This is a genomic window from Pigmentiphaga litoralis (assembly GCF_014651835.1).
Lineage (GTDB): Bacteria > Pseudomonadota > Gammaproteobacteria > Burkholderiales > Burkholderiaceae_B > Pigmentiphaga > Pigmentiphaga litoralis.
Genome location: NZ_BMXQ01000001.1, coordinates 3,439,159 through 3,454,776 on the forward strand (window position 1 = coordinate 3,439,159; position 15,618 = coordinate 3,454,776).

Genomic DNA, 15,618 nt, shown 5'->3' on the forward strand with positions numbered 1-15,618 from the left:
AGTGGGGAACGATCCCTTCAGCGCATCAAGTCGAGATAGAGGCTTTCGACCTTCTCGCGCGCCCACGGCGTGCGGCGCAGAAAGGTCAGGCTGGACTTGATGCTGGGATCGTTGCGAAAGCAGCGAATGTCCACGCGCTGGGCCAGGCCCTCCCAGCCATGGTGGGCCTGCAGCGCGACCAGCATGGCTTCGAGGGTCACGCCATGCATCGGATTCTTGGGTTGCAAGCTCATGGTCGGATCTGAAGAACGTCAAGCCGGCATGCTAGCACCACGCACCGTCCGGGACGGTGCTACTCGACCCGCAGGGTCAGGCCGGCCGTCTTGACATTGACCGTGGGAAAGCGCGCCATGGCCTGGGGATCGCCACGCAGGGCCGCGAAATAGCCGCTTTGCGCGGTCACCACCATCAGCGGCATCTGGCCGGGCGTCACGACCGCCTTGCCTTTGCGTGCCGCCTTGAGCGACAGGACCAGCATGGTGCGTTCGTAGTAGCGCTTGCCGGCCACCTGCGTCAGGGTCTTGTCGGCCATCGGATCGATGTCACTGTCAACGATATCGAAGTGCGCCGACAGCGCCTTCGCCAGCCCCGGCACGCCGGATGCCGTGTCGATGTCCGCGCCACCGGCAAGCGCATCAGCCTGCCCGTCGGCCGGGCGTGGCGCCGGCTTGTTGACCGGGCGCACGCTGTGACGCGAGTACAGCATCAGCCGCAAGGTGACAGGATCGCCTGCCTTGACGCGGGTGCGGTCCGCTTTCCATTCGAGGCGGATGTCGCCAGGAGCGACGGTGACCTTGTCGATCACTTCCAGCTTGATCTCGCCCGCATACACCGGCGCGCCTTGCACGTCGATCTTCGCACGCGGCAAGGTAATGACGCCGGTCTTCATGAACCGGGCATGGGTACGCAGCGAGGCATGCTCGCCCTGGGCGTCGGTCAGGGTGGCGAACTCGCCCAATCCCGTCGTGATCTCCAGGCCGTCGACCGAGGGCGGCACGAAGGTGCCGGCATCGGGCAGCGCGTTGAGGGTGAAGTCCAGCGGAAAGATCTCGCCCTTCATGACGACCGGCGGCGCGATCGTTGTCAGTTGCAACGGCGCATGGCGCTCGGCCGGCGCAGGCTTGGCTGCAGGCTTCGTGCCGGACGAGCCCGCCAGCCCGGACGCGTTGGCGGGGACGGCCGACGATCCCGAAATGGCACCGGATGGGGCGCCCGAGGCCCCGGCACCCGATACGGCGGCGGTCGCCTTGGTCGCGCCCGCCGCAGCGGTCTCGTCCACGTTGACGTCGGCTGTTCCTTCCGGACCTCGGCCACAGGCAGCCAGCGCCAGCACGATACCCGCAGCTGCCGTCAGCCCAAGGCCACGAAGCACGGTGCCCGTCAACGACCCGGGAACCGGTCCCGCCACCGGCCCGACTCCCGCGCGCCCCGACGAGAACAGGTTGCGAATCACAACTTCGGGATGCGCAGCGTCTTGCTGATCATCAGCGAGCCCGACAGCACGAACAGCAGTGCCAGGGGGTGAAACTGCCAGGGGCCGATTGTCCACGCGCCAAAATAGAGCTGGTCGCCGATCCGGCCCTGCCACGCTGCGAACGCAAGCACGGCGGTCAGCACGACGCTGGTGGGAATGGGCGTGCCTTCGAAATACGGGACTTTGTCGGCGCCTTCAGACAGCGTTTCGGCGGTGACGTTGTAGCGGGCCAGGCGGCCCACGCCGCAGCAGACAAAGTAGATCAGCGCTGCCGCATCCCAGCCGCCCGTCATGCCGGCGGCATACCCCAAGGCGGCGGGCGCGACGCCGAAAGAGATCACGTCGGCCAGGGAATCGAGCTCGCGGCCGAATGCCGAGTGGGTCTGCTGCCAGCGCGCGATGCGGCCATCGGCGACGTCAAAGGCGAACGCGAACGGCGCCATCAGCGCCGCAACGTAAAAGTGCAGCATGTCGGCGCGGCCGACAAAGGCCATGGCCAGCAGCACACCCGCGACGCCGCAGGCCGCGTTGCCCAGCGTAAAGAAATCCGCCAGGCGGAAGTCGCGGATCATCGAAAAATGCTTGCGAGGACGGGGCGGGACGGAACTCATGAAAATCCTTGCGATGCACGTCGGGGCGGAGGGGGAGTGTCGCATTGACACGCCCTGCGCACTGTAACGATTGTCATCCGACGGACATCAGACCGGCTGGGCCAGCTGCGCTTCAAGCGACGCTTTCAGGCCCGGATCCAGTTTCATCTGACGTGCCAGTTCGTCCAGGTAGGCCCGTTCCATATAGCTTTCATCGTCGACGATCAGCAGGCTGGCCAGGTACATCTCGGCCGCGATCTCCGGTGTGGTCGCGGCCTTGGCCACGGCGGCCGGGTCCAGTGGCTTGGCCAATTCGGCCTCCAGCCACGCGCGGTCGGCCGGATCGGTCGACAGCTTGTGCAACCCGGCTTCGAGCAATTGCCGTTCGTCGGCCCCGATGTGTCCGTCGGCTTTCGACGCGCCGATCATGGCGACCAGCACGGCGTTGCTGTGTTCTTCGGCCTGCGCGCCTGTCACGCGATCGAGCGTTTGCGGCTCGGGCAGGCTCAAGGGCGCTCCCTGACCCGCTGCGGCGCCATGCGGCTCGACGGTGGCCGTTCCATGGACCGGGCCGCCCGGCGTGCCTGCGGCTGCGGCCTGCTGGTTGCGCTGCCAGTCGGTGTACGCACGGTAGGCCACCGCGCCGAGCGCCGCCATGCCGCCCATCATTGCGACCGACCCGCCCATCTTCCGCATCTTTTTGTTACTCAGCAGCATGGTCAGCGCGCTGCCGCTCAGGGCGCCGCCACCAAAACCCGACAGCAATGAGCCCAGCCCGCCGCCAGAGCCCGATCCCGACCCCAGCAGACTTCCCAGCCCCCCAAGGGCGCCGCCCCCCGCACCGCCATCCTGCGTGCGCGCGGGCTGGCCGCCGTTCGATCCCTGCAGGTGTCCGGTGGCTTCCTTGACCAGGCTCTGGCCTGACTGCAACAGTTGGTCCAGCAATTGACGAGCGCTCACGGCATCCTCCAGTTCATACAAGATAAGGAGTCAGACGGGGCTGGACGGCACAAGTTCAGCTTGCTGTCAGGCGAGTGGTGACCGTCCGCTACCGCAGTTCCGGCAGGCTCAGGGTGCCGCGGTCCAGGAAACGCGTGCTGCCGAAGCTGCTTCCCAGCTTGCCACGAAGCACATACGGGATCGGCTCCATGGCTGCGCCGGCCGACATACCGGTTGAGGCGCCGGACATGCCGCCCACGATGCCCCAGGCCTGGCGCATGACGGAAAACGCCGAGACCGAGACCGGCACACTCAGCACCGTTTCGCCAAAGCGGGGGATGCTGCCGCGGGCCGGACTGACCCCGGTCGCGAACGGCCGGTTGTTCAGGTCCAGTTCCACACTGATGCCGTCGTAGTCGATGGACCTGTCGTTGGGATTCTGCGCGCGCAGGCGCACGGCCATGCGCATCTCGAGCCCCTCGCCGTCGATAGGCTCGATGCCGACCACGTTCAGGCGGACCGGGTCGCCGCCACGCAGGCCGGCGCACCCGGCCAGGGCCAGGGTGGACACGGCCAGCAACAGCGCAAGCCCGGTGCGGAAGGAAGAAGGGAGCATCGGCAGGATCACACTCACGAATCGGCGTAGCCGGTCATGGTGCAACCGGTGAGCCGAGACGGGCAAGCGTTGTCACGTCTTCTTGCGCACCCTAGATCTGCACGCGCGTGCCCAGTTCGATCACGGCGTTGTTCGGCAGGCCGAAGAACTCGATCACGCTGCCTGCATTGCGCGACATGGCTGCGAACAGATGTTCCTGCCAGGCCGGCATGGCGTTGCCGGATGCCGGCACCACCGTCTCGCGGCTCAGGAAATAACTGGTCTCGAACTGGTTGATCTCCAGCCCCTTCGCCTTGCACAGCTCCAATGCATAGGGGATATCGGGCGAGTCCTTGAAGCCGTAGTTCACACGCACCCGCCAGAAGCCGTGATCGAGCATTTCCACTTCGACGCGATTTTCTTCGGCCACCCAGGGCACTTCGTCGAACACCACGGTCAGGATGACGTTCTGCTCGTGCAGCACCCGGTTGTGCTTCAGGTTGTGGGTCAGCGCCTGCGGCACGGTGTCGGGATTGGCCACGGTGTAGACGGCCGTGCGCGGCACGCGTTGCAGGCAACTGTCGTTGCACAGCATCTGCACGAAGGGAATCAATTCCGGATCGTCCTTGCGGATCCGCACCAAGAGCAGTTCGCGGCCCTTCTTCCAGGTCGCCATCATGGTGAAGATGGCGGCGCCCAGCACCAGGGGGAACCAGCCGCCGTCCATCAGCTTCAGGCTGCAGGACGTGACCAGTACGACGTCGATGATCAGGAACAGACCGGTGGCCCCGATGGCCACGATGGGCGGGTAGCCCCAGCCATGGCGCACCACGAAGTAGGTCAGGATGGTTGTCATCAGCATCGTGACGGTCACGGCAATGCCGTAGGCCGACGCCAGCGCCGACGAACTGCCAAAGCCCAGCGTCACCAGCAGCACGCCGACCAGCAGCGCGCGGTTGACCTGCGGCATGTAGATCTGGCCGGCTTCGCGGGCCGAGGTGAAACAGACCTGCATGCGGGGCAAAAAGCCCAGTTGCATGGCTTGGCGTGTCATCGAGTACGCCCCCGAAATGACGGCCTGCGACGCGATGATCGACGACAGCGTGGCCAGCACCACGGCCGGAATCAGCGTGGCCTCCGAAAACATGTGGAAAAAGGGATTGGCCAATGCCCCCGGATCGCCGATCAGCAGGGCGCCCTGTCCCAGGTAGTTCAAGGCCAGCGCGGGCAGCACGAAACTGAACCAGGCCAGGCGGATCGGGGCTTTGCCGAAGTGACCCATGTCCGCATACAGCGCCTCGGCGCCGGTCAGCGCCAGCACCACAGACCCGAAGGCCAGGAACATGCTCAGCCCCCGGTCATCGATGAAGCGGATGGCCTCCAGCGGATTGAGCGCAGCCAGGATGATGGGGTTGTCGAAGATGTGGAACAGCCCGGTCACCGCCAGGGTACCGAACCACAGGCCGATGATCGGACCGAACAGCTTGCCCACCGCCGACGTGCCGAAGCGCTGGACCAGGAACAGCGCCACGAGAATGGCGACGCAGATCGGCAGCACGAAGCTGTCCAGGCCCGGCGCAACGACCTTGATGCCTTCGATCGCGCTCAGCACCGAAATGGCGGGCGTGATCAGGCTGTCGCCGTAGAACAGCGCCGCACCCAGCACGCCCACCAGCAGCAGCACCTTGCGGCGGCGCGGATGCTGGTGCATGGCCTGGGCCGCCAGCGCGGTCATGGCCATGATGCCGCCTTCGCCGCGGTTGTTGGCCCGCAGGATCAGCACGACATATTTCAGGGTGACGATAAGAAGGAGCGCCCAGAAAATGACCGAGACGACACCGATGATGTGCTGCGGATCGAGCGGCACGCCGGTGTGTTCGGCAAACACTTCTTTCATGGTGTAGAGCGGGCTGGTGCCGATGTCGCCGTAGACGACGCCCAGGGCGCCCAGCGACAGCGCCGCAAGATTCTTGCGGCTATCGTTCGTTTGCATTGTGGATCCGGATTCTTGCGATGTCCGGTTTATAGAAGGGGCGGTGTAAAGAACGCATAAATATGCCGTGCTGCGGTCTTTACACCACAGCCGTTCTTGCGCTGCGGCCCCCTTCCTGGCCCCGCGCCTGCTTTATTCGGCGGCCAGCCTGTACCCGATGCCCGGTTCCGTGAGCAGATAGCGGGGTTCGGCCGGATCCTTTTCCAGCTTGGCCCGCAACGTACCCATGTAGATCCGCAGGTAATGGGTGTGCTCGGCGTAATCGGCGCCCCATATGTCGGTCAGCATCTGGCGATGCGTGATCACCTTGCCGGCCTTGCGCACCAGGTGCGCCAGCAGCTCGAATTCGGTCGGCGTCAGGTGCACGGGCACGCCATCGCGCTCGACGCGGTGCTGTTCCAGGTCGATGGACAGGCCATCGACCCGATACGCGACCTGCGCCGGCGCAACCGCCGTGCCGCGATGGCGCAGCGCCACGCGGATGCGCGCCAGCAATTCCCCCACGCCGAACGGCTTGACCAGGTAATCGTCGGCGCCGGCATCGAGCAGCGCGATCTTTTGCGCTTCGTCATGGCGGGCGGATACGACCAGGACCGGAATGGCGGATTCGGCCCGCAGCGCGGGCAGCAGTTCGCCACCGTCGCCGTCGGGAAGTCCCAGGTCGAGAATGACCAATTGCGGCGCAGTGTGGGCAAGCAGAGCCCGCGCTTCGCTCAGGCTGACGGCGGTCGATACTTCAAAGCCCTCGACCGTGAGCACCGCGCCAAGCAGGCCGCGGATCTGGCTGTCGTCTTCGACGATCAATACCTTGATAGCCACCGGATGGTCTCCAGAATGGGGTTGAGGACGGGGCCGCGTCGCGATGGGGTACAGGACATCATGCGGTCTCTTGCACCGGCATGGCTGGCGCCGCGGCCAGTGGCAGACGCAGCCGGAACAGGCTGCCGCCGCCTTCGCGCGGCTCGGCATCCAGCGTGCCGCCATGCGCCACGGCAATGGCCCGGCTGACGGCCAGGCCCAGGCCCGCACCGCGCACCTTGCGAGCGCCCGCGCCCCGGAAAAATGTGTCGAACAGTTGATCGAGTTCCGCAGGATCGATGCCGATGCCGCGGTCACGCACATCGATCTGCAGCCACTGGCCCACGGCGTCGGCATCGACCTGCACCGGGCCGTCGGAATACTTGAGGGCGTTATCGAGCAGGTTGGTGAGCAGTTGCGCCACCAGCACCGCATCGGCACGCACCAGCGGCAGGCCCGTGGCAACGCGGGCCTGGATGCGGCGGGCCGGATCGCGGCGGCGGATCCGCAACAGCGTGCTGCCGACGATTTCCTCCACCGACTCCCAATCGAGCCGCAGCGTGGCCGTATCGGCATTGAGACGCACCCACTGCAGCGTGTTGTCGGTCATGGCGGTCAGGTGCAAGGCCTCGTCTTCGATCAGGCCGATCAGCTTGTCCTGTTCGCCGGGCGGCAGCAGTTCACGCTGTCGCTGCAAGGACGACGCCGCGCCGATGATCGAGGCCAGCGGCGTCCGAAAGTCATGCGATACCGCGGCCAGCAAGGTATTGCGCAGCTGCTGCGACTGGGCGGCAGCACGCGCCGCGACGGCTTCGCTGGCATGACGGATGCGCTGCATGGCGCCCGCCAGCAGGTCGGCGATGGCCTGGGCGTGCTCGCGGTCTTCGCGCAACAACGCGGGCGACGGAATGGCCAGCGCGCCCATCACACTGGCGCCGGCGCGCACCGGCACATACAGCACCGACAGGCCGTCCCACCGACCGGTCCCGGGGCCCAGCACCTGTCCCGACTGCCGGCAATGCACCAGCGCATCGGCATGCGGTTGGCCGCGATCGAGCACGTCCTGTCCTGGCACCCGGCCCTTCAGCACGCCTGCGCGATCGTCCAGCGCAAGGGCGATGTCATCGCCGAAGGCTTCTTTCAACGCGGCGCCGACCGCATCGATGATCTCGCCTTCGTCATCCGAGCCGGCCAGCCTTGCGGCCAAGCCCTGAAGGTTGCGGGCCCGCTGTTCGCGCCAGACGGCCTGCTCGGTGGTGCCCCGCAGCCGCGATGACAGCCCGCTGATCAACAGCGCGGCGCCCAGCATGGCGGCAAGGGTCAGGAAATGTTCGGTCGATTCGACGGCCAGGGTGCCGCGCGGATGCACGAAGAAGACGTTCAGCCCCAGTACCGACAGCACCGCGCTGATGGCCGACAAGGCGGGCGAAAACCGGTAGCTGACCACCATCACGCCGACCAGATAGATCATCGCGACCACGGTCAGCGAAACGTGGGGATCCAGGATGGCCGCGACCGCCGTGGCTGCCCCGACCGCGCCGACGGTGGCCAGGAACGGGAGCAGGCCATGCCCCGACCGGCGCCGCAGGCGTTGCATCGTGGAAGGCGCCGGCATGGAGGGCGGCGCGGAGATCGGCAAGGGCACGGGACGGGATGGCAACAAAGAAGGAGCGAAAAAAGCTGGCTGACGATAGCACGGCACCGGGCGCAAACCGCCGTATGCCGCGCCCTCGTCTCGGTTACCAATCGCAAATGGGGGTAGGCAGCGCCACGTCGCAGGCGTAGCGTGCGAGGCAGACTTTCCCCCTACGCCTCAAGAACCGGAGACGCCCATGCGCGCCCTGTGGAATGACACTGTCCTGGCCGAGACCGATGACACGGTCGTGGTCGAAAACAACCATTATTTCCCGCTGTCATCATTGAACCGGGACCTGTTCCGCGAAAGCAGCCACACCACGGTCTGCCCCTGGAAAGGCACTGCAAGCTATTACGATGTGGTGGTCGACGGCAAGGTCAATGCCAATGCCGCCTGGTACTACCCGCAGCCCAAAAGCGCGGCCGCCGAGATCAAGGACCGTGTCGCCTTCTGGAAGGGCGTGCAGGTCCAGGCCTGACGCCGGTTGGCCATACCCTGACCTTGTCGACGCCTGACGTTGTCGACCCCTGACCTTCCACCCCTCTGGAATCGCCCGTGGCCATCACTCTGTACGCATGGAATACGCCCAATGGTCGCAAGATCAGCGTGGCGCTCGAAGAAATGGATCTGCCCTATGACGTCGTTCCGGTGAACATCGGCAAAGGCGAACAGCATGCTGAAGCGTTTCTTCGCATCAGTCCGAACAACCGCATTCCGGCCCTGGTCGATACCGACGGCCCAGACGGGCAGACGGTCAGCATCTTTGAATCCGGGGCGATCCTGCTGTATCTGGGCGAGAAAACCGGCCGTTTCCTGCCCGCGAGCCTGCTGGAGCGGATCCCGGTCCTGGAATGGCTGATGTGGCAGATGGGCGGCTTCGGCCCGATGCCCGGCCAGGTGCATCACTTCCTGGGCGTGGCGAACGAAGCGGACCAGAAGTACGGCCTGAAGCGGTATTCCGACGAAACGCGCCGCCTGTATGGCGTGCTCGATCGGCGCCTGGCCGGCCGCGAATATGTGGCCGATGCGCTGTCGGTGGCCGATTTTGCAATCCTGGGCTGGGCCTGGCGCCACGAGCGTCACAAGGTGGACCTGGCCGACTTTCCGAATGTGCAACGCTGGTACGACAGCCTGATGGCTCGACCCGCCGTCAAGCGCGGGTTCGAGGTCAAGCTGGACTGACTGCCCTTACGCGCCCGGGCCGACCGGGGGCGGGGGGACGGCTTGCGGCGTCTGCACGGGCAGACCCGGCTGGCCGGGCAGGCCACCGGTCAGCGGCGCGCTGATCAACATGGTGGTGTTCTGCTTGGCCATGGCCATGCCCTCCGCATTGAGCCTGCTCAACACGTCGAACAGCAGGGCGCTGCGCACGCCGTAAGCCGCGCGCGGCGAACTCACGAAACCACTGGCGTTGAACATCAGGTTGCTGCCATCGATGCCATCGAGGGCCACGCTGGGAGCCGGGGTGTCGAGCACGTCTTCATGCGCCTCGAACGCCTCCTGCATCAGCTTGCGCACCTTTTGCGCGTCGGTGCCCAGCGGCATCGGCAGCTTGATCTGCACCAGGCCCAGCGGATTCGAATGCGTGACGTTGCGCACGGTCTTGGTAATGAATTCGGAATTCGGCACGATCACCGTCGACCGGTCGCCCATCTGGATTTCAGTGGCTCGCACATTGATCCGCAGGATGTCGCCTTCGACGCCGCCCAGTGACACCCAGTCGCCGACCTTGACCGGGCGTTCCGCCAGCAGGATCAGGCCCGACACAAAGTTCTGCACCACGGCCTGCAAGCCAAAGCCGATCCCCACCGACAAGGCGCTGGCCACCCACGCCACGCGCTCCAGGCCGACACCCACCGCCGACATCGCCAGCGCGATCGACACCACGACACCGAAGTAGCCGAACAACGTGGTGGCGGACAACTGCATGCCCGGGTCGAACGTGGTGGTCGGCAGATAGCGGTTCTGCAGCCAGCCTTTGAAGATGCGCACCGCCAGCAAGGATCCGAACAGCACCAGCACCGCCTGCAGCACCGCGCCCGGACGGATCTGCACTTCACCGATCGACAGGCCGTTGTGCAACTGATCGGCGCGATGGACCAGTTCCAGCGGCCCTTCGCCAAACGGCGCCAGCAGCAGGACCAGGGCGAACAACAGCACGAACAATCGTCCCAGACCGGACAGCAGCACCGCGGCCTGATCGCGCACGCGCGGGCTGGCCAGATCGTTCTTGGTGTCCTCGCCCTCCTTGGTCTCCTTGCCGGGCGACGTTAGCAGCGTGGTAAAGCCGTCTTCGATCAGCACCGACAGCAGATACCCCGAGCACACCACCACCAGCGTCCACACCACCTGTTTGACGACAAAGCCGGCAAAGGCGACATAGCCGATCAGCACACTGACGAAGCTGACGGCAAACACCAGCCAGGTGGCGGCCATCAGCAACGACAGCCAGAATGGCCGCGGCGGCACGATCAACGTTTCGGGATCGCGCAGCGCGTTGCGCCGCATGCGCTCGGCCCGCAGCATGGCAATGCCGATCGTGACGCCCAGCACCAGGGCCACCACGGCATTGGCCGCGATGGTGATGGTCAGGCTGGCATTGAGCATGACCGGCACCCGCTCGCCCACCCAGGCCAGCACGATGACAATCGCCAGCACCAGCGGAAACCAGCGCATGCGCAGGGCAACGAGGTCGGGGATGGGCAACAGGCGCCAGGACGACCGGAACGGCGACAGCAAGGCCTTGCCCAGCCCGGCGATATAGCCGCCAAAGCAGGCCATGCCGACTAGCCCGATCATGAACGCCTCCGTGTCGCTGGCCAGCGGCGTGCCCCAGTTCAGGCCCAGCGTGATCAGTGCAGCCACCAGGCCGGGCGTCGCCGTCGCCAGCATGACCAATGCAAGCGCCAACAAGGAACGCCGCAAGCGGCCCGGCGGCACGCGTGTCGCCGTCAGCCGCAGGATCAACCGCACGATGGCCAGCCGCAGCGCCAGCAGGACCACGATCGCCAGCGCAATGGCAATCCACACCCAGTACGGCGTGGCCACCGCCGCAGCACCCAATTCCGCGCCCAGCGCCATCAGGCGATTGGCGTCGCGCGGCGCGTCGCTGCGAAATTCCCGCCAGAACAGCGCCCCGACCACCGAAGCGCGCCGCTCGCCCAGGCGAGCCTGGAACTGCGATCGCCGCAAACCCGAAATCTGTTCGGCCGCCTGCCCGCCTTCGACCGACAGCAGGCGTGCCAGCTTGACCTGCGCGTCCAGCGCCACCCGGCTCTTTTCCAGTTGCGCCCGCTGCGCGGCCACGTCGGCCGCTTCCTTGGCCCCCGCCGCCAACGGTCCAAGCTCGCCAAGGCGCGCCTGGACGCTGGTCAACTGCGGCGCCAGGGCTTCGGCAATCGCATCGGCCTTGGTCTGCACGTCCAGCGCCGTGGTCCGCCGCCGGATCAGTTCCGCGTCGTCCGTGACGTCGGCCACGCCGGTCTGCACGGCGTCGATCTGCTTGCGGGCGTCATCGAGCGCCACGTCCGTCTCGGCGCTGGTCGGCTGCTGCGCGTAGGCCGGCGCCAGCGTCACGGCCAGCATCAGGCACAGCAGGATGCGCGCGGCGAGCGATGACCAGGACGCTGCGGTAAGGGAGCGAAAACGGGATTTCAGGTGCGGCACATTGATACTCGAAAGCGGAGAAAGGATGCAGGCGACAACCAGGGAGCGCAATTGAGCCCCGTGGCAGGTCGAGCAACTTTCGGATTACAGCCTATTGTCGACCACAGCGGGGCGGTCGTTTGCAACCGTCGTAAACCGCCAAAGGTGTGCGGGTTAACCGGATCCGGATCTCTTGAACCCGGTCAGGGTCGCCTGCAATATACGCGCGTCGGCTTTCAGGCGCTGAATATCGCGGTCCAGCAGGCGGGACAGATACCGTTTTCCTTCCGCGTCCGTATCCCCAAATTCATTGACGACGAAGTCGATGGCTTGAAGCGCCTCTCGCAGGCGACGGCCGTGCACAGGCTCGTGGTGAGCCACTCTATTTCGGTTCTGATACAGAATCTCGAGCTTCGACGCGACGTCCGCGCGCGACAACGCTTTGTTCGGAAACGTCGATTTCAGCATTCGACGCCAGAGTCGCTTGTCGTAGTCGTCCGAATAGAGGCGCTTCCAAAAAAAGAGCGTCAGCTGCGCGACGACCTGGCCACTTGGAACACTCGCGTGATCAGGCGTACCCGGCTGGCTTACATCTCCGGACACGGCAGGCACAGACGCCAGGTTTTTGAAAGCCGCCCGGGCCGCAGGCGACAGCTTGGCATACATGGCCTTCCGGGCGTTGCTTTCGGCAAGCCGGATTCTTTGTCGTTCTGACGGGAGCCATTGAAAGGTCGGGAACGGCGTACTGAGCCAATCGGGACGGCCGAAGTGCTGTTCCATACATTCGCAAACCGCGTTGCGCAGCGCCACCTCGATGACCCCAGTGACGGTCAGCAGCGTACCGCCCAATCTGAGGATGTCCAGGTGTAAATCGATCGCGGCTGGGTAGGCGCCGGTGAGCGCAAGCAAAGGCGCAAGGCGCTCGGCGGAAAGCAGTTTCACGAGCTGCTGACTGTCGTCGAGGCGGCCCTGGTTGCTTGACGAGGCAAACATCGTTGGGGGAAAATGAAGGCGAAAGGCCCGGGTTGTGTCGGCAGCCACTTGATGGCGGACGCTGGGCTTACCCGTAGTGCCCAACGCCCCTTACGGGGCGTTGTCGTTTGTATCGCGGGCGGCAATGGGCAACAAGCCAGTGCGTGGACCAAAACGTCCCATCGCTCCTCCTACAACCCCATCACCGACAACATCAGAAACGTCGCAAACAGCACGAAGTGCGTCATGCCTTCGATGGCGTTGGTCTGCCCGTCGTTCAGGTTGATGGCGGCGGCGATCAGCGTGATGGCGACCATGACCGTCTGGACGGGGGTCATGGCCATCTGGAAGGGGTGGCCCGTGTACAGGGCCATGGCCTCCATGACCGGCACGGTCAGGATCACGGTGGACAGCGATGCACCCAGCGCGATGTTCACCACCGACTGCATGCGGTTGGCAAGTGCGGCGCGCAAGGCCGTCAAAATTTCCGGGCCGGCAGAAATGGTTGCTACCAGCAACGCCGTCACGATGGGCGGGGCGCCGGTGGACGACAGGCCCAGTTGCAGGGTCTTGCTCATGACCTCGGCCAGCGCGCCGATCACGATCACGCCAAACACCAGCACGCTGATCGATTCCTTGATGCTTGTCGGCTCGGCCTCGTGCGCCACGACCGGTGCGCCGTCTGCAGCCAGGTCCTGCGGCGCAGCAGCCGATGTGGTGGCGGCGACCTTGTCGGTGGCCGATGCGGTGGTCCTGGATGCCGTGGCGGCACTGCCCGTTGCCGGGACCGTTGCAGTGGACGCGCCGATTGCACCGGCCGGCAGGCTGCGGGACGCACCCGCCGCGCTCCCGCGACGCTTGCGCTTTTCGGGATAGCTGTAGCTGAAGAAGTAGCTGTGGGGCCCTGTCTGCATCCTCAGGAACAGCGAATACAGGACCAGCATGACCACGATGGTGAAGCCCGAGTACAGCTGCCACCGTGCTACGGGAATGAACTCGGGCACGACCATCGATATCCCCATGGCCGTCAGGATCATGACGCTGTAGGTGCGGCTCGAGTCGTCGTTATAGGCCTGCTCGCCATGCTTGAGCCCGCCCATCAATGCGGCCAATCCAAGAATGCCGTTGATGTCGAGCATGACCGCCGAATAGATCGTGTCGCGCACCAGGGTAGGCGACTCGCTGTGCTGCATCATGATCGCAAGGATGATGACCTCGACTAGCACGGCAGACAGCGTCAGGATCATGGTGCCATAGGGATCGCCGACCTTTTCGGCCAGCAGTTCGGCATGGTGCGCGACACGGATCGACGCGCACAGGATCGCGCCGATGAGCAGTCCGGAAACGACCAGTGCCGTGCCCTCGCCATGCCCGAGCACCGTGTGCTCGAACGCATAGGCAAGGACGGTGGCAAACACCGCGAGCAACAGGAATTTTTCTCGCAAGAGCAGGGCGACCATGACGATCCGATGTGAGTGCGGGGGTCCTGCATTATGGGTTCCGCAGGCAGCCGAGGCGGAAACAAAACATTGCGCGCCGCCGGGCCAAAAACACAAAGCTGCTAACCTCGACCCTTGCTCAAGTGTCGAATCCCACCTATGCCTCGCTTCGTCCCGCCTCGCTCCTTCTTCCTCTCGGCCGCATCAGCCATATGCCTTGCCGCGACCGCCGCGCCGGCCTTCGCGCAGATGGACACGGCCAGCTGCCTGAGCAACCTGCGCCGCTCGGCCGTGGCCAATGGGGTGTCGGTGGCTGACTTCGACCGTTACACGTCCGATGCGCAAGTGCTCGAAGCCACGGTCGCGTCGGCCAAGGCGCAGCCCGAAGGGCGCGAGACCTGGTGGGACTACATTGCCAAGACGGTCGATGCGCAGCGCGTGAACGAAGGCAAGGCGATCCTGCAACAGTATGGCGCGCAGCTCGAAGCCATTGGCCGCAACTACAGCGTGGACAAGGAAGCCTTGGTCGCGATCTTTGGTATCGAGACCAACTACGGCACGCAGCTTGGCAAGGTGCGCGTGGTCGATGCGTGGATCACCCGCGCGTGCACCGAGCGCAATCCGCTCTGGGCAAAGAATGCCTACGCATCCATTCGCCTGCTGCGCGACGGCACGGTCGCCCCGGACACCTTCGTCGGCTCGTGGAGCGGCGCCTTCGGCATGACGCAGTTCATCCCGACCTCGTTCTATGAATTGGCGGCAGACGGCGATGGCGATGGCCGCATCGATCTGTACCAGTCCCTGCCCGATGCGCTGGCGTCCACCGCCAACCACCTGCTCAAGCGCCGCGCACGCTGGACGCGCGGGCTCGACAGCATTATTGAAGTGCGCGTGCCGCCGGCGATCCAGTCGACCGTGCCGTCGGCCGTCGACGCCGAATACAGCAATTCGGCTGATCGCCGCAGCCTGCGCACATGGGCCGCCCAAGGCGTGACCCGCGTGAACGGCCAGCCGCTGAGCGATGCCGCCTTTGCCGATACCAATGCGTTCGTGTTCGCGCCAACCGGCTCGCAAGGCCCGATTTTCCTGGCCACCGAAAACTTCGAAGCGATCCTGCATTACAACCAGTCGCGCAAGTACGGTTTGTCCGTCAGCCTGCTGTTGAATCAGCTAAAGGGCGAGCCACCGCTGGTCACGCCCTGGCCGACGGACGATCCCGGACTGTCGCGCGCCGAGATTCGTGAACTGCAAACGCTGCTGGTTGGACGCGGTTACGCTATCGGCACACCCGACGGCATTCCGGGCACCATGACCCGGACCGCCGTTCGGCAGGAACAGGAAGCCATGGGCGTGCCGACCGATGGCCGCGTCGGCATGAAGATGCTGCTGGCCTTGCGTCAGCGGGCGTCGATGCCTGCGCCGACGCAGCCGGGAACCTCGCCAGTCATGCCAGCGCCCACGTCGGCCATGCCGCCGGTTGGCGCCCCCGTGGCGCCGTCGCCCGCCAACTGATCCTCGCGTTTTGACCGCGCGTGCG

The 15,618-nt window shown here is 65.4% G+C and carries 14 protein-coding genes; 3 read left to right on the forward strand and 11 right to left on the reverse strand.

Annotation, left to right across the window (positions count from 1 at the left end; genetic code table 11):
* Positions 1–17: 17 nt before the first annotated feature.
* The 8 genes from IE116_RS15665 to IE116_RS15700 all read right to left on the reverse strand — a co-directional run bounded on the left by IE116_RS15665 (position 18) and on the right by IE116_RS15700 (position 8,004).
* Complete coding sequence (locus IE116_RS15665) at positions 18–233, reverse strand: VF530 family protein (protein ID WP_189613887.1); 216 nt, start codon at positions 231–233, stop codon at positions 18–20.
* Between the two features lie 59 nt (positions 234–292).
* Entirely contained in the window at positions 293–1,408 is a 1,116-nt protein-coding gene (locus tag IE116_RS15670) for a hypothetical protein (RefSeq protein WP_189613888.1), read from the reverse strand.
* A 41-nt stretch (positions 1,409–1,449) separates the two neighbouring features.
* Positions 1,450–2,085 (reverse strand): CDP-alcohol phosphatidyltransferase family protein, encoded by a 636-nt coding sequence (locus IE116_RS15675; protein ID WP_189613889.1) that lies wholly within the window; start codon positions 2,083–2,085, stop codon positions 1,450–1,452.
* Positions 2,086–2,172: 87 nt separating this feature from the next.
* Positions 2,173–3,024 (reverse strand): tellurite resistance TerB family protein, encoded by an 852-nt coding sequence (locus IE116_RS15680; RefSeq protein WP_189613890.1) that lies wholly within the window; start codon positions 3,022–3,024, stop codon positions 2,173–2,175.
* 88 nt (positions 3,025–3,112) lie between these two features.
* Positions 3,113–3,619, reverse strand: a complete 507-nt coding sequence (locus tag IE116_RS15685; RefSeq protein ID WP_189613891.1) for an LEA/WHy family protein — start codon at positions 3,617–3,619, stop codon at positions 3,113–3,115.
* A 91-nt stretch (positions 3,620–3,710) separates the two neighbouring features.
* Positions 3,711–5,591 (reverse strand): potassium transporter Kup, encoded by a 1,881-nt coding sequence (locus IE116_RS15690; RefSeq protein ID WP_189613892.1) that lies wholly within the window; start codon positions 5,589–5,591, stop codon positions 3,711–3,713.
* Positions 5,592–5,723: 132 nt separating this feature from the next.
* A complete protein-coding gene (locus IE116_RS15695; RefSeq protein WP_229828207.1) occupies positions 5,724–6,410 on the reverse strand; it encodes a response regulator in 687 nt (228 codons plus the stop codon).
* A gap of 58 nt (positions 6,411–6,468) precedes the next feature.
* The gene (locus tag IE116_RS15700; protein ID WP_189613894.1) at positions 6,469–8,004 is read right to left on the reverse strand and encodes an ATP-binding protein; all 1,536 of its coding nucleotides are present in this window, start codon (positions 8,002–8,004) and stop codon (positions 6,469–6,471) included.
* A 217-nt stretch (positions 8,005–8,221) separates the two neighbouring features.
* On the opposite strand from IE116_RS15700, the gene IE116_RS15705 reads away from it, so the two are divergent.
* Positions 8,222–8,503 carry a DUF427 domain-containing protein gene (locus IE116_RS15705; RefSeq protein ID WP_189613895.1) on the forward strand — a complete coding sequence of 94 codons (282 nt, stop codon included), beginning with the start codon at positions 8,222–8,224 and terminating at the stop codon, positions 8,501–8,503.
* 77 nt (positions 8,504–8,580) lie between these two features.
* A complete protein-coding gene (locus tag IE116_RS15710) occupies positions 8,581–9,207 on the forward strand; it encodes a glutathione S-transferase family protein (protein ID WP_189613896.1) in 627 nt (208 codons plus the stop codon).
* A gap of 6 nt (positions 9,208–9,213) precedes the next feature.
* Here the strand turns inward: IE116_RS15710 and IE116_RS15715 are convergent, their stop codons facing one another.
* The 3 genes from IE116_RS15715 to IE116_RS15725 form a co-directional block, all read right to left on the reverse strand.
* Entirely contained in the window at positions 9,214–11,610 is a 2,397-nt protein-coding gene (locus tag IE116_RS15715; RefSeq protein WP_189614688.1) for a DUF3772 domain-containing protein, read from the reverse strand.
* Between the two features lie 234 nt (positions 11,611–11,844).
* Positions 11,845–12,612: a hypothetical protein gene (locus IE116_RS15720; RefSeq protein WP_189613897.1), complete on the reverse strand. Its 768-nt coding sequence runs from the start codon at positions 12,610–12,612 to the stop codon at positions 11,845–11,847.
* A 221-nt stretch (positions 12,613–12,833) separates the two neighbouring features.
* Complete coding sequence (locus IE116_RS15725; protein ID WP_189613898.1) at positions 12,834–14,102, reverse strand: calcium:cation antiporter; 1,269 nt, start codon at positions 14,100–14,102, stop codon at positions 12,834–12,836.
* 228 nt (positions 14,103–14,330) lie between these two features.
* Between IE116_RS15725 and IE116_RS15730 the strand changes: the two genes are divergently transcribed.
* The gene (locus IE116_RS15730; RefSeq protein WP_229828208.1) at positions 14,331–15,593 is read left to right on the forward strand and encodes a lytic murein transglycosylase; all 1,263 of its coding nucleotides are present in this window, start codon (positions 14,331–14,333) and stop codon (positions 15,591–15,593) included.
* Positions 15,594–15,618 lie beyond the last annotated feature (25 nt).